The organism is Roseovarius faecimaris, assembly GCF_009762325.1.
In the GTDB taxonomy this organism is placed as follows: Bacteria; Pseudomonadota; Alphaproteobacteria; order Rhodobacterales; family Rhodobacteraceae; genus Roseovarius; species Roseovarius faecimaris.
Genome location: NZ_CP034348.1, coordinates 464,257 through 488,871 on the forward strand (window position 1 = coordinate 464,257; position 24,615 = coordinate 488,871).

The following is a 24,615-nucleotide window of genomic DNA, read 5'->3' on the forward strand; positions in this document are numbered from 1 at the left end:
GAATCTTGTCCACCTGCGCAATGATCTTTCGCGCAGTTGGTCCCATAAATGTGACCAACTGATCCAAAAATGTCGCAACACCGGGAGGGTTGCGCTTAAAATATCGGGATGTAAGCGACTCGGTGTACCGAGATCAGCACGCCTGGCTGGCTTTTTGTCGTCCGTAGACGGTTTTCCAATGCGCCATCGCCGACGTGACGCTGGAAACAGGAAGGGCCGCCACGATCAGATCGCGCCCGTCCGAGACCACAAGGGCCTGAACATCGGTCGAGATGGGAAAAGCCGCAAGGTTAGGGCTCGGCCGGTCCAGTTGGCGATGCCCGTTTCTCGCCGCGTGTTCGGCCCGGATTTTTTGCTCAAGCGCGGTGAGGCATTTGAAAAGCTCCGGGTCCGGGGCATGCGCCACCGGCTCACTGTCGCCGGCGTGGAAGATCCACCCCTGCGAAACCGGATGCACAGTCTTCAGGAACGCCTTCAGGCGGTTCTTGAAGTAAGGTGTTTCGCTGAACTCGGTCAGATGCCGTGCCGAGCAGGCGTCGCTGCCGGTCGAGACATTGCTCGCGCGGCCCATCAATCTCAGCACAAGAAGCTCAGATCGGGCGCTGAGCGCCCTGAGTGCCCGCGCATAGGTATTGGCCACGGCTTCGGGTGTGGCCTCCGTGCCCGCCTCTGTTTCGACCTTTCGGCCTTCGATAACGAGCGAAAGCAGACGGCGATTGGACGCGATCATGGTTGCAACTTTACGCTCTCCTGAAAACAGGGCGTAGCGCCGTGGCAGGACGGTTTCATCAATCTCGCGCGCCAGGCCCTCGATCAGGTCCTTGAACCCGGAGGCCGAGAGGCTGGCCTCGCCAAGGAGCATCTCGTCCGGCAGCGTTAACCGCTCCACCACCGCGCGCAGGCGATGAGCCATCACGCGGTCTTCCGATTTGAGGGCTTTGGATGTCCCATGCATCAGGCCGCCCTCGACATCTCAAGCAAAAGGCGCTGCGCCGCGCGAACGATCAGCGGCACATCTGCGGCGGTGTCGCAGACGCAGCAAATCACGTCCGAATCCTGTGTGATCGACCGCACGAAGATGCGCACCTCGTCCGGTGTCGCGACAACAACCAGGTCATTGCCCGCGCAGACAAAGTCGGACAGGGCAAAGTTGAAGTCCGCCTGATGCAGGATTTCTTCCAGATACTCGTGTTTGTAGGGTTTGGATGCGCTGGTGCGCAGGGCAAGCCCGCTCGACAATTCCCCAAAAGAGACAAGTGTGCATCCTGGCACACTCTGGCGGAGTTCATCCAAACGATCCGAAAGACTCATTCAGCCCTCCTTTGGGGCGTCCCTTTCAAGTCAGGTTAACCAGATCACCCGGCGCCGGGCGCGTGGTGCGTCCCCTCATTTCCGTCAACACGCGCACGCGCTTGGGCACCACGCTGGTGGCCCCATAGTCCGCAGGGGCTTGCGCGGGTGTTTCAGGCTGCTGCTCAGCCTTGGTATGATCGGCGGTTTCGGACGGTTCCTCCACCGGTGCGGGTTGTATCTCCATAGGCTCGGCTGACCGGGGCTTGGGGTTGGGGTTCACCAGATATTCAACCAGGATGTCGATGAAATCCGCAGCCCCGCTGGCTGTCCATTTCACCTCATCTTCGCCTGCGGCGATGGCATCGGTGATCGACAGTGGGAACACATGCCGGAACTGGCCTTCGGTTTCCTTGCGCACGCGCATCAGAACCCGCTCCAGGTCGCGCTCCGAGCGCAGCTTGTCGACCTGTGTCACAACGAGAATATTGTCACCATTGGTACGCGCGGAAATGTCCTCCCAGGTGGCCGCTTCGGACTGCCGCCAGGCCTGCGTGGCCTGAGTGCACCAGACAACGCTGTCCACTTCATCCATCACCGACATCCACACATCCGACGACATGTTCGGATCGGAAATACCGGGCATGTCGATCAGATCACAGATTTCCAGCGTTTCCGAAGGATTGTAGAGCTTGATCATCCTCGTGTCTTCGATCCGCACCTGATCGATGTCCTCGATGTCGATCGGGGTTTCGGTCCCGTCATGGCCGACGGCGAAAGCCGCGCTCTTGCCGTGGGTGATCCAGACCGGCGGCAGGCGCGTTGCGGTCACCTTGACCGGAACCGGGGCATCGCCGAGAAGAAGCTTTGACAACGTGCTTTTGCCGGCGCTGAATTCACCGATCAGCGCAAGGCGCGTTTTGTGGGGAGGCAGCCCCATGCTGGCGTTTGCGTTCTCCAAGGTCGTCTCCTTCGTCATCGGGCGTAGCGGCGCAGGGTGTCGAGCACATCATCCAGGCGCTGACTGTGACGTGCGTGATCGGTTGTGTTGAACAGCTCCTGAGCGCCGCTTTTGCGGTGCTGACCTGAAATCAGGTCGTTCAGAATAGCGCCCTGCTCCTGCAGGAAGTGTTCCAGTTCGACACTCAGCGCCTTGCGGATATCTGCTGTCTGGACGTCCTTCATCTGGGTCATGAAGTCTTCGGTTTCGGCGCTGATCAGCTTGCGGAACTGCTTGGCAAAGGCTTTGTAACCACGTGTGCGCCTCCACCACATGCTCCACCATTTGTCATTGAAGTCGAGGGCGATGGTCTGCCCCAGAGCCACCGGAGACGGGATCTGAGGGACATCGGGCGCGGCAATCTCAATCCCTTCGACCGCCGGTCCGAAGCCCCGATACAAGAGCATCGCCACGTCGCCCAGGGCCTTGTCATAGATGTCTTCGGCGGTTTTGCGTGCCTTGTTCCCCATCGAGGAATAGGCCGAACGCAACAGGATGCGCAGCCCCGCTGGGTCGTATTCCCAGACATGCTCTTCGCCCCTGTTCTCCAGATGGCCAAGCAGGGAATGTGTCGCCCGTTCGATGAAAGTGGCATGCGCCCGGTCAGCCCGGTCATGATAATGCGCGAAAAGCTCCGAAAGGCTCTCTTCCAACATACCGAGACTGCTGCGTTGCACTTCGTCAAAGGCGCTGCGGATCTCGTGCATGGAGATGTCCGAGGTGAAGTTGTCGCCCTGAACAATGGCGCTGCGTACGGCCTTCTGAGAGGTTGCAATCGCCACGGCGGACGCGGCGATCTTCTTCAGAACCGGTTGCCCGAGGCTTGCGACGGTCTGTTCGGACAAGGCCCGCATGAGGCGTGGCAGCCCGGACATTTCCCAGATCAGTTCCTCTGCGGGCTCCTCGATCAGCGTGGAGCCGAGCACAGCCTTGGTCAGCGAGAGCAGCGCATCGGCGCTTGTCTCGTGCATTCCGTCGATCTCGCCGGTCAGAACCTTGTTTGCCCAGTAGGCGCTGCCAAAAATGATCTCGGCATTTTCCGGGCCGTTATGCGTCTTCAGCGTTTCGCGAATGCTGGCTTCGATCTCGACCATCTGGCTTTCGGGATTGGAAAGCTCGTCGATACGGTTCACAAAGATGATCACCTCGCGCGATTTGAGGTTGGTGATCATGCGGATCAGGGCCATATCGACCGAGGTCAGGGCCTGCGCGGCAGAAAGCACCACCACACAGATGCGGCTGTCGCGGACTGCCTTGATCGTGACCATCTCGCGCATCATGAAGGTGTCGTTCACCCCCGGCGTGTCGCGGATGCACATCCGATAGGGGACAGTCTGGCAATTCAGGTAGAGCTCGGCAGAGCGGGTGATATCCGCAAAGCGTCCTTGCTCATCAATGGCCGGGTTTGGCGAGTCGACGTCGAAATCATCGCCCAGACAGATGTAACGCTCCAGGAGATTTTTGTCGAAATAGCTGTATTCATGCTCCTGACCCATGAGCAGTTCAAAGTGCCGCCCCAGCTTCTTGCGCGATTTTTCACGCATGGCGCTGATCTGTTCATGGATTTTGGTAAGCTCGCTTTCGGCACCGGCGCGATCTGCCAATTCACCGAGCCGCCCGCCCTTTGTCGTCAGCCGGTCCCACTCGTCTTCGGTCATGAACTGGAACTTGGCGCCGGTCTCGGCGCGTTCCTCGGCAGGGGTCAGGTGCAAAGAGGTCACCACCGATGTCCAGGGGTTGACGTCCGACGGCAGCAAATCGGCCCAGCCCGCCATGGCGTTGATCAACGCGGTCTTGCCCGCCTTGACCTGACCGAGCACGGTGACACTCGGCTCGAAGGAGGTCAGCTCCTTTTGCAGCCTGCGGAGGGATTTGCGCGAGTCTGAACCGGTGATTTGTTCAAGTTGCTTGAGCGCAAGCTCAAGCTCCTGCGCGTCGCTGGCGAAGGCGGCAAGCGTCTCCATACCCGCCCGGAGGCGGCTCGGGCCCGATGACGAACGGATCTCAGTCGCGGGATCAAACTTCACTTCGACGTTCATTCAACACCTGTTTTCCTTGGCCTACCGGGGCGGCATGCTCCCAACCTCAAACCGTTTACGCACTACAACTTAAGGCAGAAATGGCATCCGATTGTGGTGATAGTTTGGCAGCTGTGAGGGTAAATCTTGATAGAATCCGAGATCATCCAGCAAGCTTTTGGGACAGCTCTTTGCGCAATTGCAGCATCAGAGTAACCGCATCCAGAGCCGCATCCTCGCTGCGTTCAAGCTGGAACAGCATGAGCATTTCCTCACCGTCCTGAATATCGTCCTGAACGGCCTGTTGCAGGGGATCGCCCTGCGACGCAGACTGCAACAGTTCCGACACGGATTGCATCGCTTCGGAACAATCCGACAACAGCAGGTCCGTGTCGACATCCTCATGCTCATCCATCTCTCTGAGCATGCGCATGGAATGCTGCTGAAGCAGGTCCACGGCCTCGGTCAACATTTCGAATGCTTCGGCGTTGCACTCAAACTCGACTGTATCGAAATCGCTTTCCGCCGTACTGCTTGGCAGGGCAACCAAAGTCGCGGTGGACGGAGGAGTAATCTCTTGTTTTTCCTCTTGAATTTCCGTTGTCGTGTGAGCCGTGTGCGGCATGCGCATCGCCAGACGATCCATGAAAATCCGGGCCTGATCGTAATCGGCGTTCCGGCCCTGGCGCACCTGACGCGACAGCAGTTCCATCAGTTGTTTGCCGCCACTTGACGCCCATAGGTCTTCATTCACTCTGTCCGAGCAGGTCTGTGCGGTGATCCCCTGAATGGTCGCCACCGGATAGAGGCCAAGAAATTCCTCCGCCACGATTGGGTCGAGCCGGTCAATGATATCGCCCAGCATGCCCCGCATCAGCTGCTGATCCGCCATAGTCAGAACGAGAAGACTGTGATCTTTCATATTGTCGGGGACGCTGGACCAGAGAGCCTGTTCTTCCTCTCCGAAATCCTGGCTGCACCACACGATCACATCCGCCCGATCAACAACGGCGTTCAGTGCCGCGCGTTTCTCAGCAAGGTCGCCAGTAAGGCCTATTTCGATGAATTCGTTTGAACTCAGCCTCTCGTCAGGTAATTCCTGTCGTATGCGCCGCGCATCCGACGGGCATGTGCAGTTTTTCAGGATACCCGCAACGGTCGAAACGGAGCCATCTTCGCGCGTGATGATCACCTGTTCGGTTTCGCCATAGGCAAGCTCGATCATCGGCGCGGTGACATCATGGCCCAGCGCCGGCCGACCTGACATCATTTCGATCAGCGCGGATTTGCCGGTTCCCTCAAATCCCGTCACCACGACCTGTACCGGCTTCGTGAGATGGTCGAGCAGACGTGCGCCCCAGCGGTCATAGGGATGCGGGAGTTGCCCACCATCCAGAACCTGCCCGAGACGGTCGATCACCGGGTCGATTTTCTTCGCAAAACTCATCGAATTACTCCGGCTATCACTGGACGGCTGTCTTTTTCCTGCGTGTGACCCGCGCGAGAATGGTGATGGTCTCGGTTTTCCCATCGCCAATTCTGTTCAGTGTGTGGGTCTCGCTTGGGGGCGTGATCACACCACCTTCGGGTAAGAGCTTGATCACGCAGATCGACAGATTGTCCTGATCAGGATCGTCGAGTTTCTGGATTTCCTTGGTAAGCGCCGCGCTGATCTGTTCGGCGGTCGATTTTTGCTGAAACCTCAACACGCCTTCGATCTGGGCCTCAGAGATAAACTGAATGCCGTCGCTTGCCGCGATGAGAATGTCCCCTTCTTTCAGCTGCATAGGGCTGGAGGGACAGTCAACTTGCGCGATCTCGCCGCCGATCAGGACGGAGGTCAGGCAGCTCTGATCCGGGTAGTTCTGCGCCTCTTCGCGATCCATGATGCCGGACGCAACGAGATACTCGATCTGCGAACAGAGCGCATGGTTCTCGTTCAGGCGCGTCAGCCTGCCGTCGCGGAACAGGTAGAGCGGGGAATCCCCCACAGAGACCCAATAGAGCCGATCCTCGATCAGCACCGGAGCGAGCAGCGTCGACCCCATCCCATGCGATTGCGCGTGTTCATGGGCGTAATGCCCCACGCATTGGTTGGCATGGGCCGCCGCGCCTTTGAGGACGTCTCCGATAGAGTGTTCGAGCTGTTCGGGATCACTCGATTTCAGCTTCAACTCGCTGAAAACTTCGGTCACGACGATCTTGCTGGCCATGTCGCCGGCCGCATGGCCGCCCATCCCGTCGGCCAAGACGACAAATCCGAACGCCTGGCCACTGGGAAAATCCGACGCAAGCGCGTCTTCCTGGCGCTCCCTACGCCCAATATCAATGGACATCGCGGTATCGTAGCTGAGATTAGCCATGCGCAGCACGCGCCTGATCCGGGGAGGTATTTTTCTCCCAAGAGAAATCAGGTCCACAGAGCGGCACGAAGCGCAGAACGGTCTCACCGATGGTGATGTGATCCCCGGCCGACAATTCTTCCGTGCTCAGAATGGGGCGATCGTTGCGACGCACGATGTTGGCCTTGCCGCAATGCCCGATGAAGAAGCTTTGCTGGCGCGGATCGTAGGCGATGGAGGCATGCGCCTCGCGCGAAATGCTGTTGTCGCCGAAGTCGAGGCAGACGGTCTGGTCTTTACCGCGCCCGATATTGCTGACCCCGTTGAAAAGGGAGAAGGCCGAACCGCGCCCTTCGCCTTCCACGACGATCAGCCAGCCCACGGGGAAGCTTACGAATGCCGCCGGTTCGGCCTCAGCGCTATTCTTGATCGGGTCGATCTCGTCGCCCATCGACGTATTGAAGCCAAGCAGCCGGGTCTTGACGCGTCCGTGTCGGCTCATACCGCGGCCCGGTGCGGGTTTGGGCACTTCCACACCCCCGGTTGCCACCTGAGCAGGGTGCGGCTGCACCGGGTCCGGGGTCTCTGCGCGATACTGCGGCGCTTCGGTCGGCCGGGCAGGGGCGGGTTCTGCAATATGCCCTTGCGTTTCAGGAGCCGGGTCCCTCACCGGGTCGGCCGCCGGGGCGTCCTGTGGCGCCTGCGGGGTTGTGTTGAGCTCCCGGAAGACATTCCGCAAGGATTGTTCAGACTCGCGTTCCTGATCCGGGGTGAGCGCACGCGCTTCAGGGACAAATGCGCTGAGATCCATTTCCTCGTCATCCTCATCGTCGGTCTCGTCCTCGACGTCGAGAGAGTAGGCTTTCCCCAGCACAAGTTTGCTGGGCCGCTGCGATGGCTCGGCATCCGTCGGCGTCGACGGCTGATCCACCTGGACGGGTTCAGAGGTCAGATCGGGTTCAGGCATCTGGTCGAGCTCAGAGTCTTCATCGGACTCAGATACTTGATCGGGCTCGACAGCGAAGGGATCGTCCTCATCTGCAAAGAAAGCAGCAAATTCATCGTCAGACTGCGCATCTGCGGGGATGTCGGCGCTGGCTTCGTCAAAGGATGTGAACGGCTCCTGCGACAGCACCTCGTCTTCCTGGGGTGTGTCCAGCGGCGCGGGCTCTGGCTCGGGCTGGCTGATCGCCCGTGCCCCCATCTGGCGCTTCTCGCTGATGATATCCCGAATTAACTTCATGCTGCTTCCTTTCAGTTCTGGGCCATTGCGGCCGAACGTTGTCTCAAACCTGTGAGTCTATGGAGAACACGGAGAAGGCCCGGCTCCGACTTTTTCTGACTTGCCTCTTCCGAGCCCGGCTTGTTATCCGGTGTCTCGCGCTTATTTGATGTCCGTTTTGACATTTTGTCTTGTTCTTTCAGCCACTTATCGATGTCATCAATGGGCTGGCCGAAAATATCCACCAGGGGATGCGGCTCTTCTTCGACGATCTCTTCCTTGACCATCGCTTTTTTGACATCGCCGGGAAGCCCGGGCTCTACCTTGCTGTTGGTGTCTTCGACCAGCGACGAAATCTTCGCAATCAGATCCGGCGTCAGTTCAGCTTCGGGATTGGACGCCTGCGCAACGTTCTGCGCGGACTTATTGGCCTCGGCATCCATCTTGGTCGCAATCTTGTCAGCGTCCTGTGCGTCGAAGGCCATTGCGATGGGCGAAACCACCACATGCGAGCCGGGATTGTCGAGCACTTCGAGCCATTCGCCGACCGTCTGGAAGCGATCCTTCTGCGCCAGCGACAATGCCTTGTCGATTGCGCTCAGGAAGGATTTGTCGAACGACCAGTTCCCCGCGACCAGCGGCTTGTAGGGGTCTGGGTTCTCTGCGGTCAGGGCCGCGACACGCTTCTGGCAGTCGGGCGGCGCGAAACCGGTGATCAGGTGATAGAAGGTAGCCCCGACCGAGTAGATATCGCTGGACGGGCGCTGCTTGCCATCGGTGTAGTAGAATTCGTGCGGGGAATATCCATCCTTCACCGACATGACCGTCGAAAGCGCACGCGTCTGACGGGCGGCTTCTTCACGCGCAGCGCCGAAGTCGATCAGCGTAAGCTTGTCATTTGCGTCCAGAAGAATGTTGTCCGGAGAAATGTCGCGGTGCAGCATGCCCAGTTCATGAACATGCGCAAGCGCCGTCAGGGTGTCGCGCAGAAGCTGTTCCACCCGGGCATCGGTCAGGCGGCCGGGATCGATATCCAGCATGCTGAGCAGGTCCATGCCGTCGATATAATCCATCGCGATATAGGCCGTGTTGTTCTCCTGGAACACCTGGTGGACCTTCACGATATTCGGGTGGTCGAACTTGGCCATACGCAGGGCTTCGCGCAGAAAATTGCGAATGACGTTCTGATACTGTTCCTGATAGGCCGGTTTGCGCGGACGGACCTCACCATTGATCCGGCGGCAGACGGAGCTTGGAAAGCATTCCTTGATCACGACTTTGCGTTCAAGGCTGTCCTTGGCCAGATAGGTCATGCCGAACCCGCCATCAATCATGTGATGTTCGATGATGTACTGCCCGTACAAAAGGCTGTGGCCCGGCGCGAGGTCGTCGGTTTCAGCATCGCTCAGATTGGTGGCATTATGGTGCACGAAAGCTTCCCCAAAGGCTCGGTATGAAACAGTAGAAAACGCGGCACTGGTGAACAGTCGCTTTTAGGTTGCTGGAAGAATGTGCTCAAAACATGGCCAGAATTGTCCAAAGAGTCGGCAATTGTCGAAGATTGACCAATGTTCGCGTGATGCAAAAGCGACGTGGCCGACAGATGCCAGCCAAGTTGAACAGTCACAAATTGTGCAAGGGAACGGCCCTATCGCCTCCGTCTGAAAGGTGCCAGGGACCGGGCGGTTTTCTTTCAGGCAGCAAGCCGTTCAGGCAGTTTCGGAGCGGCGAAGTCTCTGAGGGTCGTATAGACGAGCAATGTAGCACCGACCGGCGGGGTATAGATCAGCATCGTGGCCCCGAGCGCATAAATCGTCAGGCGCTTCTGCAGGGAAATCTCGTCTTCTTCCATACCGTCCATCAGGATCTCTTCGCGGGTCTCCACGATCTCGGGCAGTTTTTCAGCCGCCGGGACAATCGCGGTCTTGGGCAATGTCGCATCGAGCACGATATCGCGGGTCAGCGCGCGCGTGCGGCGCTGCGGCTGTTCGTCGGTATTGTCGGCTTCCATGAACTTCGTGGCCGTGTCTCCCATTTCGAGAATTTCGGCGACGGTGCAGACGAGGTCCATGTCGACCGGTTGTGTCGCATCAGCCTGGAATACCGTGTCGAACTGCAGATAGCTTTCCAAGTGGCTGATCAGCACGTCGCGGACAAACTCGCAGGTTTCCCGCGGAACGAGAATATTGCCGCCTTCCGTGGTATGCCCCACGGCAAAGACAAGCACGCAGTGCTCGCTGTCGCAGCGCGCTGGCAGCCAGCCAAGCAGAACGCGCAGGCTGTCACGCTCGATCACGGCGACATTATCGCCCAACCAGGTCGAGCAGCACTTTGTCATACCATACGGCTGGAAGCTGGAGTCGAGATCGCCGACGATCGTCCGAAAGAGCGCGGGCGACGGCGCGTTAAATTCGAGGGCCGCAATGGTCCCGTAAAACTGCTTGCTCATTTTTACCTCCTGCACTGCCGATGATGCTCAGCCCTAAATGGCCTGCAGAAAATGTCGAAAATTGGCCGGAATTGGGTTTGAGGAGTGGCAAAGGCCGGGATAGGCAATCTCTCGCCTATTGCGTGTGCTGCATTGGTGGGCGATCTGCCTTTGCCTGAATCGCATAGTGTCATGTCCGCACTTGATCGCGCTGATGCCAGCGCGATCAATCGGCGCTCTGATACAGACGTTCAGGGCTCAGCGCGGCCAGTAAACCCGGGGCAAACCCGCTCTCGCCCTGCAAACACAGGTCGCGCGTCAGGGCGGCCAGGGCCGGGGCGGTCTGGATCCCGTAGCCCCCTTGCCCGGCGAGCCAGAAAAAGCCGGGCGCATCCGGCGCGAAGCCCGCCACCGGGCTGCGATCCGAAACGAAGCTGCGCAAGCCCGCCCAGCTGTGGGTGGGGCGCACAACGGGAATATCCACCATCTGCTCGAAACGGTACAGGCCTTCGGCCAGAACCATATCGTCCGGCCAGGCGTCCTGAGGTGCGAGAGGGTCCTCGTCGGCAGGGGAAATCATCAGCGCGGCACCGCTGGGCTTGGCATACCATGTTTCGCTGATTGAGCCGAACAGAGGCCAGGCCGCCACTTGCACACCGTCTGGCACGGGCATCATCACTGCCGAACGGCGCATCGGTTGCAGCCCGATCGGCCGCACCCCCGCAAGGGAAGCCACCTCGTCGGCCCAGGCGCCGGCGGCATTGATCACGATGGCCGCGCTATGCGTGTTTTGCGTGGTTTCGACACGCCAGCCCTCTGCCTCGCGCGTGATCGACTGCACCTTTTCACCGGTCAGCACGGCGCCGCCCCGCGCGCGCAACTGTCGCGCATAGCTTTGCAGCAGCAGATCCACGTCGATATCCTGGGCATCGCGTTCGATGATCGCGCCCGCGATCCGTTCGGTCCTGAGCACCGGCACCAGCGCCTGCGCCTCGTCCGGCGTCAGGCGTTCGATACCCGTCGTGCCTTCCAGATAGGCGTCAAGCGTGTCCATCTCTTCGGCTTGCGCGACCAGCAATTCGCCCCGCGGTGACAGAAACGAAACGCCACTGTCCCGGCCTGAAAGAACCGGATAAGCCGCCGCATTCAGGGCGCGCAGCGTGGCGTTGCCGTAGTTCAGGATAAAGATCGCCGCCGAACGCCCGGTGGAATGCATGCCGATATGCGGCTCGGCTTCCAAAACGGTGACGCGGGCCTCCTCGGCCAGAAGGGCCGCGGCACTGATACCCGCCATGCCGCCGCCGATCACGAGGATATCAGGATGCGCGCTCATGCGTCCTGAAACCCGGTGAGCGTGGCAGTCAGGTTTTCCGAGAGCGCATCGGACAGATAGCCGCCTTCCTGCACAAAAAGCGTCGGCAGTTTCGCACCAGCGATTGCCGCCCCGATCCGGGCAAAGCCGGGGGTGGTCACGGCAAGACCCTGGAAGGGGTCGTCGATATGCGCGTCGAGCCCAAGCGCCACGACAAGCGCATCGCAGCCATAGGCGTGAATGCGGGTAAGAGCCGTCTCAAGGGTTGCGAGAAAGTCGTCGTCACCCGTGCCACGCGCCAGCGGCAGGTTCAGGTTGTAGCCCAGTCCGCGCCCCTCGCCGCGCTCCTGCGCGTGGCCCCAGAAGAACGGGTAGAACCGCGCAGGGTCGGCATGAATCGAAACAGTGAGCACATCGTCTCGGGCATAGAACATGCCTTGAGTGCCATTGCCGTGATGCACATCCACATCGAGGATCGCCGGTCGTCGGCCAAGGCTGCGCAGGCGTTCTGCGGCGATACCCGCATTGTTGAGAAAGCAGAACCCCCCGGCAAGATCGGCAAAGGCATGATGGCCCGGCGGACGCGTCAGCACATAGGCCGACTTTCCGTCCCCGGCGATATGATCGGCCCCGGCAATGGCCGATTGTGCCGACCAATAGGCCGCCTCCCATGTATGCGCGGCGATGGGGCAGGCGGTGTCGGCCTGGTGATACCCGGCCTGACCGACTGCGGATTTCGGGTAACCGTCGCTGCGTCGCGCGGGGTGGATGTTCGGGATCACCTCCGGCCCGGCCCCGTCGATCCTCTGCCAGCGGGCGTGGATCGTTTGCAGAAATGCCAGATATTCGGGGGTGTGGACGGCCGCGATGGGGGCAAGCCCCGTCTCATCAGGGTCAGTGATCACGCAGCCGGCCGCCTCGGCCCCGGCCAGAAGCCGGTTTATCCTCTCGGGCTGTTCGGGATTTGGCTTGATCGCACCATTGGCCATGAAATGCTGTGGATCATGTTTGCGCTGTCGGGTGTCGAAGAAGGCTTTCATGCGATGTCCTCTGGTTGCGCCGGTCCTTTGCCGAGAGTGGTCCCCCCGGTTTGGCGCATGACCGTGCGGATGCCAAGGGTCCATTTGTCGGGCGGGTTGACTGCGTTGCCCCTCCGGTGGCCTGTGGCAATCCCCCGCGCTGCGCTCATGCGGGCCAGAATGGTTATGGATCCAGAAAACCATGGCCCATGCCGCGCAAGGCGCGACCGGCACGCGCAGGCGCTCGGCAAAACGCGTCGTGATCTGCAATGCCGTCACAGCCCTTTTGCCTTCCGGTTGATGCGGGCCTTGGCCGTTGCCGCAAAACCGCAGCGATGCGACCGGGTGATGACAGACAAAGATTCGGGCTTCCCAAGGGTACATGCCGGATATAGAAGCGGTCCTGCTTCGGTCCGGGTGTCACAGCCCGGTGAAAAGGGAACTATGGTGCGGCTCTCCGACGGGCCAAGGCCATGACTGCCCCCGCAACTGTAAGCGGCGAGCGAAGCCGGATTACGTCACTGCCACTGATCAAGAAGTGGTGGGAAGACCCGGCCAAGCTGTGACCCGCAAGTCAGGAGACCTGCCGAGGTGATCACCCTGTTCATACGCGGGGCGCGTTATGGGCAACGGTTCTTCCGTAGTGGTGGCACAACTCACCGTCTACGGGAGCTTTCTGTCTTCCGGTGACATCGCAAAACCAAACGTCCCATGCGGGACACCGGAGACCGATATGACCCACCGTCTCACCACAGCCACGTTGCTGGCCTCTTCCACCATTCTTGGCGGCGCCGCCTTCGCGCAGGAACCGTTCGATCTTGGCACGCTGGTGCTTTCGGCCAGCCTGAGCCCGGTCGACGCTTCCAGCACCGGCACCTCTGTCGATGTGCTGGAAGGCGACGACGCAGGCGCCAACGATACGACCGTGCTCGACCGTCTGACGCGCCTGCCGGGTGTATCCTCCACCTCCAATGGCGGGCTTGGTGCGCTGGCCGGGATCAGTATCCGTGGCCTACCGTCGCGCTATGTCGGCGTGCGGATTGACGGGATTGACGTGCTTGATCCGTCGGGCACGCAAAACCAGTTCAACTTTGGCGGCTTCACCGGCGCGGGCGTGGGCCGGGTCGAGCTGCTGCGCGGGTCGCAATCGGCGCTTTACGGCTCGGAGGCGATTGGTGGGGTGATCAATATCACCTCCTGGCGTCCCGAAGAGCTGGGCTTTTCCGGTGTGGCGCAGATCGAGGCGGGCAGCTTCGAGACCTATTCCGGCAGCTTCAGCGTTGGCGCCCGCTCTGAAAACGGATTTGTCGCCCTCAGCTATGGCCGGGTCGAATCCGAAGGTATATCGGCACAAAGCTTCAACCCCGAAAAGGATGGCTTTGAGCAAAGCACGCTGAACCTGAGCGCCGAATATGACGTGAATGACATGCTGACCTTCGGCGGCTCGGTCTACTACCGGACCGGCGATATCGAGTTCGACCGCTCCAGCTTCACCAATGATGCCAGCGGTGAGATTTCTTCGGAAGAGCTGGGCGCACGGGTGTACACACGGCTGGTGACCGGCACTATCACCCATGAGCTGAGCTACAGTTATTTCGACATCGACCGGAAAGATCCCGGCGGGTTCACCACGCGCTTCCAGGGCGAGCGGCAGACGCTGTCCTATCTCGGCACCGCGGAGCTGAGCGAGATGGTCACGGTCAATTTCGGGGTGGATTACTCCGAAGAGGATATCAACTCGGGCGTCACTGTGGGTAGCGAAGACAACACCTCGGTTATGGCCGAGCTGCTCTATCGGCCCACCGATCAGATCGACCTGTCTTTCGCGCTGCGCCACGATGACAACTCCGATTTCGGCGGCGAGACGACCGGCCGGTTCGCGGCGGCGTTCCGGGTCACCGACGAGGTGACGATCCGCGCCGCGGCCGGCACGGGATATCGCGCGCCGTCGCTCTATGAACGGTTCAGCGCCTTTGGCGATCCGGCATTGCAGCCGGAAACAAGCCTCAGCTACGAACTGGGCGTTGAGAAAACCTATGGCGAGCGCGGGTTTGTCAAAGCCACGCTGTTTCATGCCGAGATCGACGATCTGATTGATTTCGACCCGGCGGCGGTGGCCTGTGGCAGCGGTTTCGGCTGCTATAACCAGGTGCCGGGCACGACCACGTCGAAGGGGATCGAGCTGTCGGGGGAATATGCCCTTTCACCGATGCTGACGCTGTTTGGGGCCTACACCTATACCGATGCCAAGACCAACGGTGTGCGCCTGACCCGGACGCCCAAGCATGACGCGGTGATCGGACTGAATGCCGATTTCACCGACCGTTTCTCGGGCTATGTGGACGTGCGCCACGTGGCCGATGTCGTTCCCAGCGCCTTTGCGCCGGCGAACAACAAAGTAGGGGATTATACGCTGGTGGGGGCGGGTCTGTCCTATGATGTGACCGACAGGGCCGAGCTGTACCTGCGGGTCGAAAACCTGTTTGATGAAAGCTATGAGACCGCAGGGGGCTTCAACCAGCCGGGTCGCGCGGCCTATGTCGGGCTTCGTGCGAATTTCTGAGGCCATATGCCGGGCCGCGCGCGCCCTCGTGGCGGGCGCGGCCGTGGCGCTTGCGGGCCCGGTTTGGTCCGACGCACCTGAGCGGGTCGTTTCGATCAATCTCTGCACCGATCAGCTTGCCATGTTGCTGGCGGGGCAGGGGCAGTTGCATTCGGTCTCGCGCATCGCGTCGGATCGCAATGTATCGCCCATGGCCGACGAGGCCGCGCGCTATCTGACCAATTACGGTCAGGCCGAAGAGGTTTACATGATGCAGCCCGATCTGGTGCTGGCCGGGCGCTTCACTCCTGCCGCGACGGTGGAGATGCTCGAAGGCTTGGGTATCGAGGTCGTGATCTTTGACATCACCAAATCCATCGACGGGGTGCGCGAACAGATCCTCAAGATGGGCGAGGTCCTGCATCGGGAGGAGGCCGCCGCGGCCTTGCTGGCCGAGTTCGACGCGCGGCGCGCCGTGCTTGAGGAGCAGGGCGGCGCACGGCCGAGCGCGATGCTCTACTACGCCAATGGCTACACCTCGGGCACGGAAACGCTGGCCAATGAGATCCTCGAACTGGCCGGGTTTTCCAACGCGGCGATTGCCGCAGGCTATAACTGGGGCCAGAAAATGCCACTGGAGGTACTGGCGCTGACAGATCCCGATCTTGTGATCACCTCTCAGCCCTATCCGGGCGGGTCGCGGGCCGAGGATGTGATGGCGCATCCGGTGGTGCGGGCGATGAAGGCCGGGCGGGCGAACAGCACGATGGCCGATAGTGACTGGGTCTGCGGTACGCCTTTCGTGCTGCGCGCGGCGGAAAAACTGGCGGCGCTGCGGCGCGAGATGACAGGGGCCGCGCAATGACCCGCTTGCTGCTCGGGCTGGGCCTGTTGGTTGCGCTGCTCTTTGCGGGCTCGCTGCTTATCGGCCCCGCGCGGATCGGGCTGGGCGAGAGCCTGAGCGCGCTGTTGCAGGGCGGGGAACATCCCGTTGCTCTGGTCATGCGCGAGGTGCGTCTGCCGCGCGCCCTTCTGGCGGTGATGATTGGCGCCAGCCTTGGCCTTGCGGGGGCGGCGATGCAGGGCTATCTGCGCAACCCCCTGGCCGAGCCGGGGCTGATCGGGGTCTCGGGATCGGCCGCTTTGGGCGCGGTCCTGGCGATTCAAACCGGATTCGCCGCCAGTTTCGCCCTTGCCCTGCCCATGACAGCGCTTTTGGGGGCGTTCGGGGGTGTTTTGCTGGTCATGCTGCTGGCCGGGCCCAGGGGCACCTCTCTGACGCTCATACTGGCGGGGATCGCGGTTTCGGCGCTGGCGGCCGCTCTTACGTCGCTGGTGCTCAACCTGTCGCCCAACCCGTTTGCCGCCTCCGAGATCGTGTTCTGGATGATGGGATCGCTTGCCGACCGGTCGATGACCCATGTCTGGCTGGCTCTGCCGTTCATGCTGGTGGGGGTTGGATTGCTTCTGAGCCTCGGGCGCGGTCTGAACGCGCTGACGCTGGGCGAGGACGCCGCACAGGCGATGGGTGTGGGTCTGCGTGGCCTGCGCTTGCGCCTTGTCATTGGCACGGCCTGCGTCGTGGGGGCGGGGACCGCAGTGGCGGGTGCGATCGGCTTTGTCGGTCTGGTGGTGCCGCATGTCCTGCGTCCGCTGGTGGGGGCACAGCCCTCGCGCCTTCTGTGGAGTTCTGCGCTGGGCGGGGCGGCGATGCTGCTGGCCGCTGACATTGCCGTGCGGATGATCCTGCCGGACCGGGATCTGAAGCTGGGTGTGCTGACGGCGCTGGTGGGCGCGCCCTTGTTCCTGCACCTGATCCTCAAGCTGAGGAGGGAGCGGATATGACCGGGCTGACTCTCTCCAACCTGACGGTGCGTCTGCAGGGCCGGGCGGTTTTCGAAGATGTGAGCCTGCACATCGGCGCGGGCGAATGCGTGGGGCTGATCGGCCCCAATGGCGCGGGCAAGACGACGCTCATGCGGGCCGCGCTTGGTCTGTTGCCGCATGAGGGGCACAGCTCGCTCAGTGCGCTTCCTGCATCCGAGCGCGCACGGCAGGCCGCCTGGATGCCGCAGGCGCGCGAGATTGCCTGGCCTGTGACCGTAGAGACGGTGGTGAGCCTTGGCCGGATGCCGCACCGGGACGGACCGACGCGCGACCGCGAGGCGGTGGATGCCGCCTTGAGAGAGATGGAGCTGACCGCGATGCGGGACCGTCCAGCGACACAGCTGTCCGGCGGAGAGCAGGCCCGGGTGCTGATCGCCCGCGCCCTGGCGCAGGATACGCCGCTTCTGATGGCGGACGAGCCGATCGCCGGGCTGGATCCGGCACACCAGATGGCCACAATGGAAACCTTTGAGCGTCTGGCGGGGCAGGGCAAGTCGGTCCTGGTCTCGCTGCATGACCTGGGGCTTGCCGTGCGCCATTGTACCCGGCTGGTCCTGCTGGGGCAGGGGCGTCTGGTGGCGGACGGCCCCCCTCAGGAGGTGCTGACGCCCGCGCGCCTGGCCGAGGTGTTCGGCATTCGCGCCATCTTTGAGCAGACGGAAAACGGGCTGGTCTATCAACCGCTTGAGGTGATCCGATGATCCGTCTCACGCTCGAACGGCCCTGGCTTGATGTGGCCTTCGAGACCGAAATGCCGGTGCTGAGCTGGGCCATCAACCGGCCCGGTTTGGTGCGCGCGCAGCGCATCCTGTGGCGCGAGGTGCGCAATGCCGATCTGCCGGTGGATCTGGATGTGGAGGCGTGGCTGGCCTCTGAGTTGAAGGCGCGCGGGGCAGGGGACGCAGTGACCTTCCTGACCTCCCGCGATATCCGTGCCTATACCGAGAGCACGGCGACAGTAGAGGACGTGACCGCGCGGGCCATCGCGACGGTGGGCTTTTCCAATGCCGAGCGGGTGGGTCACAGGATCGACCGCTCGGGCAAGGATTGGGGGACGGTGAACGTGGCTCTGTGCCTGAGCGAGGGCCTGACCGAGGCCGCGCGGCTTGAGACGATGAGTATCGTGGTTCAGGCCCGTACAGCGGCTATCGTTGACGCTTCGGTGCGCCTGCCGCCGGGGCTTGCCACCGGGACGGGCACGGATTGCGCCGCCGTTGCCGCCCCCGAAGGTCAGGCACAATATGCCGGTTTGCACACCGCTATCGGAGAAGCAGTGGGCCGGGCCGTCTATGACGCGGTATGGGAAGGGGCGCAGGACTGGATCGCAAGCAACCGGACAGGCGATATCGCCAACGGTTGAGCGGCGTCAAACGGGCAGGCGCGGCGCGCTGCTGTCGCGGGACCAGACCAGAACGGGCGCCCCGCCTTTGCGTTTCATCTGTGCCAGCATATGTTCGGTGCGCATGCCAGGCAGGCTCGAAAACGCGTCAAACAGCCGATCCGCGCCTTCGGCGTTGACAGGAATGTAGAGATCAGGCTGCCCCTGTTGCGACAAAGACCAATGCGCCGGGTGGCCAGTCGGGTCGAGCGTGATCCGGCTGACTTCCGACAGTGCAACCGCGCCCCCCGTGAGCGGGCCGAAATAAGCGATCTGACCTTCTGTCACCTGCACAACGCCGGGCCCCTGACCCGCGAGGCGGAAGCGGCCTCGCTGCATACCGGCCAGCATCAATCCGATCCCGGCGGCGCTTATCACCCATCCGATCCAGGCGACCGCGCCCTGTGTTCCAAGCGCCCACCACAGCCCCAGCGCGGTGCATCCCGCTCCCAGCATCGCTTCGCGCCAGCGCTGGAGCCACTGGCGGGCTTCGGGACGAACGAAGCTCATGAGCCGTCCCTGTCAAGCGGATGCCAGGGCATGGGCGCCATCTCGGACGATCCGCGCGGGCGTGTGTCGTAAGGGGCGGTGATTGGTTCGAACGCCATGTCGGTGAAATCCCGGATCAGGGTCAGCTCCTGTCCGCGCCGCCGCCAGAGCTTGCCGCCCTTGGTATCGTATTTCGAAAGATCCGGATGCTGGCCTGGTGTCGTTTGATGCGCGCGTAGGGCTTTGGCTTTGCTCAGCCTTACGCACGCGCCCTTGGGCGTGCGCAGCCCGGACGGGCATTCGGCACTCGGTTCGACGCGGGACAGTCGGCTCAGCCCGGTGGCCTGGCCGATGATGTCCTTGTCACCGTCCGCCACATATCGGGTGGTGTCGATGAAAACACCCCCACCGCCCCAGGTATCGCCCTGCGGGAAAAGTGCGAGGGCGGTGAAGTAGGGAGGACGAGAAATAGCGGTATAGCTGCCTTTCGCCTCCGATCCCCAACGCCCGTCGAGAGCGAAATAAATGAAATGCCGCCCATCCGGGCTGATGTCGCACCGTTCCGCATAGACCTTGTGTTTGAGCCATTGGCCGTCCTCGAACCTGTCGGTGTCGCGGTCCCACAGGATCATGCGAAAGGTCTTGGATGGACCTTGCCGCAGGATCACGGCCTGGCTGTTCTCTGTCGCGAAGAAGAGATGCAGGCGGCAATAGGGCTCGGTGTTCATCGCCAGTCTCCCAAGGCCTGCTGCCACATCGTCATGGCCGCCACGGCGGCGGTGTCGGCGCGCAGGATGCGGGGGCCGAGCCGGACGGCGTGGGCTTGGGGCATTCCCGCGAGGCGGGTGCGCTCGGCTTCGGAAAAACCGCCTTCGGGGCCGATGAGAATGGCCCAGGGTGCACCGGTCGGAGCCGAGGCGAGGCCGCCTGAGAGGGCGGACGAGCCACCCGCAAGTGCTTCGTCGCAGAACATCAGCTGCCGCTCGCCGGGCCAGGCCGACAGAAACGCGTCGAGCCTTTGCAATTCGGCCACTTCAGGCACGAAGCTGCCGCCGCATTGCTCGGCGGCCTCGATGGCGTGGGCCTGAAGCCGGTCACGGCGGATACGTTCGGCGTTGGTAAAATCGGTTTGCACCGGGCAGATGCGCCGCGCGCCCATCTCGGCCGCTTTCTCGACGATGAAATCGGTGCGGGCCTTCTTGATCGGCGCGAATACAAGCCACAGATCGGGCGGCATGTCCTGCGGGCGGGTCTGCTCATCGGCCCTGAGCAGGCCGCCTCGCTTGCCGGCCTCCACCACGTCCGCCCGCCATTCACCGGCCTGGCCGTTGAACAGCAGCACGGCATCCCCCGCGCGCAGTCGCATCACCCCGAAAAGATAATGCGCCTGCTCGCGGGTCAGAGGAACCGATTGCCCTTCCCCCAGCGGGTGCTCTACATAAAGCCTGATTTTCGCAACTGCCATGGGGCCAGTTTATGACCGACGCAGAGCAGACGCCAGAGGCCACAGCGGGCCGGGTTGCCGATGCGCCCCCGGACAATTGGGTGGACCGTTACGCCCCTGTCGCAACACGCCCCTATCTGCGGCTGAGCCGCGCCGACCGGCCTATCGGCACCTGGCTGTTGCTTCTGCCCTGCTGGTGGGGGCTGTTGCTGGCGATGCTGCATACCGGGCGGGCAGGCTGGCACGACCTTTGGATTTTCGTCGGCTGCGCCATCGGGGCGTTCCTGATGCGCGGAGCGGGGTGCACCTGGAACGACTACACTGACCGGCATATCGACGGACAGGTGGCGCGCACCGCGTCGCGGCCCATTCCTTCGGGGCAGGTGAGCGCAAAAATGGCGCTTGTCTGGATGGTGGGTCAGGCGCTTGTGGCCTTCGGGATCCTGCTGACGTTCAACTGGGCTGCGATCGGGTTGGGGGTTCTGTCGCTGGTCCCGGTCTGCGTCTATCCCTTTGCCAAGCGGTTTACCTGGTGGCCGCAGGTCTTTCTCGGGCTGGCCTTCAACTGGGGCGCGCTGTTTGCCTGGACGGCGCATACCGGCAGTCTTGGCTGGCCTGCTGTATTCCTCTACCTCGCGGGGATTGCCTGGACGCTGTTTTATGACACGATTTATGCCCATCAGGACGCGGAAGATGACGCGTTGATCGGGGTGAAATCCACAGCGCTCCTGTTTGGCAGTGATACGGCGCGCTGGCTGCGCCGGTTCCTGGTGGTGACGGTTTTGCTGATGGCTGTCGCGGTGATCCTTGCCGGCAAGGGCGGGCACCCTTTCGCCGTTCTGCTGGCCCTGCTTGGTCCCTGGGCGCTTGGGGCGCATCTGATGTGGCAGCTCGCGCGGCTCGATACCGAGAACATGCCCTTGCTCATAAGGCTCTTTCGTTCCAATCGCGACGCGGGCCTGCTGCCCCTGCCATTTTTCGCCATCGCGATGTTGCTGTGATTGCACTCATGAGCGCCACGGCCTAAACAGGTCGTCGGGTGCAACAAACCGCGATCCAGCTTATGCGTTTATCTTCGATTTTTGCCATCGCTGCCGCCTTCTTTGGCGCTGCGGTGCTGTGTCTGGTTGCGGCACAATTCTCGGTCACGGTGATTGAGGATACCTCCCGTCAGGGTGTGCGGGACAAGCTCGATGCCGAGGGCCTGCCCTGGGCCGAGGTGGATGCCGACGGGCTGCAGGTTTTTCTTGCGGGCACCGCGCCCACCGAGGCCACCCGCTTCAAGGCGCTTTCCGTTGCCGGGACGGTGGTGGATGCGGCCAGGCTGATTGACCAGATGCTGGTGGAAGACAGCGCGCAAATCGCGCCGCCACGGTTTTCGGTGGAAATCCTGCGCAATGATAGTGGTGTGTCCCTGATCGGCCTCGTGCCCGTCAGCACGGACCGCGATGCGCTTGTGGCCGATATTCGCAAGGCATCGGGCGACGGGCAGGTGTCGGACCTTCTTGAAGTGGCAGATTATCCGCATTCCGACACCTGGGAAGATGCGCTGCGTTATGCGGTGAAGTCTCTCAAGAATCTGCCGCGCAGCAAAATCTCGGTCGATGCCGAGCGGGTTGAGATCACCGCGATGACGGACAGCCCCGAGGAAAAACGTGCCCGCGAGATCGAGCTGGCGCGGTCCGTTCCCGAAAATCTGCGCCTGGCGCTGAACATCTCGGCGCCGCGCCCGGTGATCACGCCTTTCACGCTGCGGTATGTCTACGAGAATGATCTGGGTCGATTCGATGCCTGCGCCGTGGACACCGAAGAGGCACGGGCGATGATCATGTCCGCCGCCTCGGGGGCCGGGCTGATCGAGCGGCCCGAATGTGTTATCGGCTTGGGTGTTCCCTCACCCAAATGGGGCCAGGCGGTGTCCCTCGCGATAAAAGCTCTCGGTGATCTGGGCGGCGGCAGTGTGACGTTTTCAGATGCCGACATTTCGCTCGAGGCTCTGCAAGGCACCGATCAAGGTGCATTCGACAGCGTCGTCGGACAGCTTGAAAACGCGCTTCCGGATGTCTTCGCCCTGCACGCGGTCCTGCCGCCGCCCCCTGACAATTCGGCCCCCGAAGTGCCTGAATTCGTTGCCACGCTTTCGCCCGAAGGTCTGGTACAGATCCGTGGCCGCGTGGGCAGCGATGTGATGCGTGAAACCGCCGACAGCTTTGCCAAGGCGCGGTTCAGCTCAAGCGCGGTGCATACCACGGCGCGGGTGGTAGACGGTTTGCCCGAGGATTGGCCGCTACGGGTGCTCGCCGGGCTGGAGGCGTTGTCATACCTGTCCAACGGGGCGGTGACTGTCACCCCCGACGAGCTGCGCGTGACCGGCAGTACCGGGCGGCGCGATGCCGGCTCGATGATCGCGGGGATCCTCTCTGATCAACTGGGCGAAGGCGAGCGATACGATATTGACGTGACCTATCAAAAAGAGCTCGATCCGGTGCTTGGCATTCCGACGCCGGACGAGTGCGAGGAGATGCTTGCCGAAGTGCAGCGCGGCCGCAAGATCACCTTCGAACCTGGGTCCGCCACGATCGATGCCAACGGGGCGGCCATTATGGATGATATCGCGGCGATCCTCAAAAGATGTGGCGAGCTGCGCATGGAGATCGGCGGCCATACCGACAGCCAGGGGCGCGAGATCATGAATGAACAACTCAGCCTTGATCGTGCCCGGTCTGTGCTGGATGAGTTGCGCGCCCGCCGCGTGCTGACCTCACGCATTACTGCCAAGGGATATGGGGAAAGTCAGCCGATTGCCAATAACGGCACCGAAGAGGGCCGCGAGGCCAATCGCCGGATTGAATTCAAGCTGATCCGTCCGAAGCCGGTCACCGAAGAAGAAACAACGCTTGAAAGCCTGGCCCAACCCGTAGAAGAAGAGGAAGAAGGCAGTGCCGTGGTTGTGACGCAGACGGAAGAAGACAGCACCGATGAACAGAACTGAGTTTATCATCGCGACGGCCATCGTCCTCTTTGTGGCCTTCTGTCTGGGCTGGTTCGCCAATTGGCTGGTGCATCGTTTCATCCGCGTCTCGGGCTCGGATGTGGGCGAGCTGGAGCGCATGGCGCAGGAGCTGCACGAAGCCGAAGAGACCCGTGATCAGGCGATCACCTATCTGCAGCAGCGGGAGGCGGAGTTGACCAACCAGCTAAGCCAGACTGAGGCCGAGCTGGCCGCCACGATGGAGGGATTGCGCGAGGCCCGGTATGAGGCCGAGCAGATGCGCTCCGAACTTGAGAATCGCCGCGCCGGGTGAGCGTGGTCATCTGACCGTCAGCCCTGTCGCCTCGGGCGTGCGTGTCCAGTTCTCCAGAACCTCCAGAAAAACCGAAACCAGCTTGCGTGGATGCCTCATGGCGTGCCCTGCAAGAAGGTGCAGCCCGGGCAATTCCGGCTCCAGCGGGATTGCCACCAGATTATCGCCACCATAGCTGATTGCCGTGCGCGGCCGCATCGACAGGACCGCCAGCCCGGCCCCGGCCCCCACAAGGCTGCGCACCATTTCCGTGCTGTCCGCGCGGGCGGCGATCCGGGGCCTTAGGCCGCGCTGGCGAAACAGGCCTTCCATGTAAGGCCGTGCCAGCGGGCGGTCGAGCTGGATCAGAGGATACTCGGCCACCTGTTCAAGCCTGGCATGTGTCGCCCCGGTGATCGGATGGCCTTCAGGTGCCAGCACATAAGGCGGCAGATCAAGCAGCGTCTGCACGCTGATCCCCGGGCGCAGGTCATGCCCGGCAAAGAGGATGACATCGAGCTGACCCGCCAGCAGCGCCTCTTGCGCGCTGTCATTGTCATGTTCATGCAGATCGACATTCAGCTCCGGGTTCTGAGCCATCAGCGGTCGTAGAAGCGACGGCAGGAAGGCGGGTGCGACGGGCGCGTAATAGCCGATGCGCAACGTGCCGCTCAGGCTGTGGGTCAGTGCCCTGCCTTCGTCGAGAATGGTGCTGTAGTCGTCCAGCAGGGCGCGAAAGCGCGCCGCCATCTCGCGCCCTTCCACCGTGGCCGCGATCCCACGGGCACGGGTACGGATCAGCAATGTCGTGCCGAATTCGGCCTCCACCTGATCGAGCGCGGCAGACACAGCCGATGCCGCCACATTCAGGGCATCGGCGGCCTTGCTGATCGAGCCATGTTCGACCACGGCGGCAAAGGCCCGAAGGGTCTTGAGCGACAGCCGGAGTGGATGGGACAT

General features: G+C 62.0%; 23 protein-coding genes and 1 riboswitch. Of the genes, 8 read left to right on the plus strand and 15 right to left on the minus strand.

Annotated elements, in window-relative coordinates:
- Window positions 1-133: 133 nt before the first annotated feature.
- The 11 genes from EI983_RS02590 to EI983_RS02640 form a co-directional block, all read right to left on the minus strand.
- Complete coding sequence (locus tag EI983_RS02590; RefSeq protein ID WP_198389362.1) at window positions 134-913, minus strand: hypothetical protein; 780 nt, start codon at window positions 911-913, stop codon at window positions 134-136.
- 41 nt (window positions 914-954) lie between these two features.
- On the minus strand, window positions 955-1,311 hold the full coding sequence (locus tag EI983_RS02595) for a hypothetical protein (protein WP_157705726.1): 357 nt from the start codon (window positions 1,309-1,311) through the stop codon (window positions 955-957).
- A gap of 25 nt (window positions 1,312-1,336) precedes the next feature.
- Window positions 1,337-2,251: a dynamin family protein gene (locus EI983_RS02600; RefSeq protein ID WP_246162248.1), complete on the minus strand. Its 915-nt coding sequence runs from the start codon at window positions 2,249-2,251 to the stop codon at window positions 1,337-1,339.
- Between the two features lie 14 nt (window positions 2,252-2,265).
- Window positions 2,266-4,329 carry a dynamin family protein gene (locus EI983_RS02605; protein WP_157705728.1) on the minus strand — a complete coding sequence of 688 codons (2,064 nt, stop codon included), beginning with the start codon at window positions 4,327-4,329 and terminating at the stop codon, window positions 2,266-2,268.
- Between the two features lie 142 nt (window positions 4,330-4,471).
- The gene (locus EI983_RS02610) at window positions 4,472-5,755 is read right to left on the minus strand and encodes a hypothetical protein (RefSeq protein WP_157705729.1); all 1,284 of its coding nucleotides are present in this window, start codon (window positions 5,753-5,755) and stop codon (window positions 4,472-4,474) included.
- Window positions 5,756-5,771: 16 nt separating this feature from the next.
- Complete coding sequence (locus EI983_RS02615; protein WP_157708960.1) at window positions 5,772-6,671, minus strand: PP2C family protein-serine/threonine phosphatase; 900 nt, start codon at window positions 6,669-6,671, stop codon at window positions 5,772-5,774.
- A complete protein-coding gene (locus EI983_RS02620) occupies window positions 6,664-7,893 on the minus strand; it encodes an FHA domain-containing protein (RefSeq protein WP_157705730.1) in 1,230 nt (409 codons plus the stop codon). Before EI983_RS02620 ends, EI983_RS02615 begins: the two co-directional genes overlap by 8 nt.
- An 11-nt stretch (window positions 7,894-7,904) precedes the next feature.
- Window positions 7,905-9,302 carry a serine/threonine protein kinase gene (locus tag EI983_RS02625; RefSeq protein WP_157705731.1) on the minus strand — a complete coding sequence of 466 codons (1,398 nt, stop codon included), beginning with the start codon at window positions 9,300-9,302 and terminating at the stop codon, window positions 7,905-7,907.
- A gap of 263 nt (window positions 9,303-9,565) precedes the next feature.
- On the minus strand, window positions 9,566-10,321 hold the full coding sequence (locus tag EI983_RS02630; protein ID WP_157705732.1) for a hypothetical protein: 756 nt from the start codon (window positions 10,319-10,321) through the stop codon (window positions 9,566-9,568).
- A 205-nt stretch (window positions 10,322-10,526) separates the two neighbouring features.
- Window positions 10,527-11,633, minus strand: coding sequence for an NAD(P)/FAD-dependent oxidoreductase (locus EI983_RS02635; RefSeq protein WP_157705733.1), 1,107 nt, complete (start codon window positions 11,631-11,633; stop codon window positions 10,527-10,529).
- A complete protein-coding gene (locus tag EI983_RS02640; protein WP_157705734.1) occupies window positions 11,630-12,652 on the minus strand; it encodes a histone deacetylase family protein in 1,023 nt (340 codons plus the stop codon). Before EI983_RS02640 ends, EI983_RS02635 begins: the two co-directional genes overlap by 4 nt.
- Window positions 12,653-13,023: 371 nt before the next feature.
- A riboswitch (cobalamin riboswitch) is annotated at window positions 13,024-13,236 on the plus strand.
- A 128-nt stretch (window positions 13,237-13,364) separates the two neighbouring features.
- Here EI983_RS02640 and EI983_RS02645 point away from each other — a divergent pair.
- The 5 genes from EI983_RS02645 to EI983_RS02665 are packed head-to-tail and all read left to right on the plus strand — an operon-like array spanning window position 13,365 to window position 18,420.
- The gene (locus EI983_RS02645; RefSeq protein WP_198389363.1) at window positions 13,365-15,194 is read left to right on the plus strand and encodes a TonB-dependent receptor plug domain-containing protein; all 1,830 of its coding nucleotides are present in this window, start codon (window positions 13,365-13,367) and stop codon (window positions 15,192-15,194) included.
- Window positions 15,181-16,038, plus strand: a complete 858-nt coding sequence (locus EI983_RS02650) for an ABC transporter substrate-binding protein (RefSeq protein ID WP_246162249.1) — start codon at window positions 15,181-15,183, stop codon at window positions 16,036-16,038. The genes EI983_RS02645 and EI983_RS02650 overlap by 14 nt, the downstream gene beginning before the upstream one ends.
- Window positions 16,035-17,018, plus strand: coding sequence for a FecCD family ABC transporter permease (locus EI983_RS02655; protein ID WP_157705737.1), 984 nt, complete (start codon window positions 16,035-16,037; stop codon window positions 17,016-17,018). Before EI983_RS02650 ends, EI983_RS02655 begins: the two co-directional genes overlap by 4 nt.
- On the plus strand, window positions 17,015-17,761 hold the full coding sequence (locus EI983_RS02660; protein WP_157705738.1) for an ABC transporter ATP-binding protein: 747 nt from the start codon (window positions 17,015-17,017) through the stop codon (window positions 17,759-17,761). The genes EI983_RS02655 and EI983_RS02660 overlap by 4 nt, the downstream gene beginning before the upstream one ends.
- Window positions 17,758-18,420 (plus strand): adenosylcobinamide amidohydrolase, encoded by a 663-nt coding sequence (locus EI983_RS02665; RefSeq protein WP_157705739.1) that lies wholly within the window; start codon window positions 17,758-17,760, stop codon window positions 18,418-18,420. Before EI983_RS02660 ends, EI983_RS02665 begins: the two co-directional genes overlap by 4 nt.
- Window positions 18,421-18,426: 6 nt before the next feature.
- On the opposite strand, the gene EI983_RS02670 is transcribed toward EI983_RS02665, so the two are convergent.
- The 3 genes from EI983_RS02670 to EI983_RS02680 are packed head-to-tail and all read right to left on the minus strand — an operon-like array spanning window position 18,427 to window position 20,392.
- Window positions 18,427-18,948, minus strand: coding sequence for a hypothetical protein (locus EI983_RS02670; RefSeq protein ID WP_157705740.1), 522 nt, complete (start codon window positions 18,946-18,948; stop codon window positions 18,427-18,429).
- Window positions 18,945-19,655, minus strand: coding sequence for a hypothetical protein (locus EI983_RS02675; protein WP_157705741.1), 711 nt, complete (start codon window positions 19,653-19,655; stop codon window positions 18,945-18,947). The genes EI983_RS02670 and EI983_RS02675 overlap by 4 nt, the downstream gene beginning before the upstream one ends.
- Window positions 19,652-20,392: a 16S rRNA (uracil(1498)-N(3))-methyltransferase gene (locus EI983_RS02680; protein WP_157705742.1), complete on the minus strand. Its 741-nt coding sequence runs from the start codon at window positions 20,390-20,392 to the stop codon at window positions 19,652-19,654. Before EI983_RS02680 ends, EI983_RS02675 begins: the two co-directional genes overlap by 4 nt.
- An 11-nt stretch (window positions 20,393-20,403) precedes the next feature.
- Between EI983_RS02680 and ubiA the strand changes: the two genes are divergently transcribed.
- The 3 genes from ubiA (at window position 20,404) to EI983_RS02695 (ending at window position 23,676) form a co-directional block, all read left to right on the plus strand.
- Window positions 20,404-21,372: a 4-hydroxybenzoate octaprenyltransferase gene (gene ubiA, locus EI983_RS02685; RefSeq protein WP_157705743.1), complete on the plus strand. Its 969-nt coding sequence runs from the start codon at window positions 20,404-20,406 to the stop codon at window positions 21,370-21,372.
- A gap of 62 nt (window positions 21,373-21,434) precedes the next feature.
- Entirely contained in the window at window positions 21,435-23,363 is a 1,929-nt protein-coding gene (locus tag EI983_RS02690; protein WP_157705744.1) for an OmpA family protein, read from the plus strand.
- Window positions 23,350-23,676 (plus strand): hypothetical protein, encoded by a 327-nt coding sequence (locus tag EI983_RS02695; protein WP_157705745.1) that lies wholly within the window; start codon window positions 23,350-23,352, stop codon window positions 23,674-23,676. The genes EI983_RS02690 and EI983_RS02695 overlap by 14 nt, the downstream gene beginning before the upstream one ends.
- A 6-nt stretch (window positions 23,677-23,682) precedes the next feature.
- Here the strand turns inward: EI983_RS02695 and EI983_RS02700 are convergent, their stop codons facing one another.
- Window positions 23,683-24,615 (minus strand): LysR family transcriptional regulator, encoded by a 933-nt coding sequence (locus EI983_RS02700; protein ID WP_157705746.1) that lies wholly within the window; start codon window positions 24,613-24,615, stop codon window positions 23,683-23,685.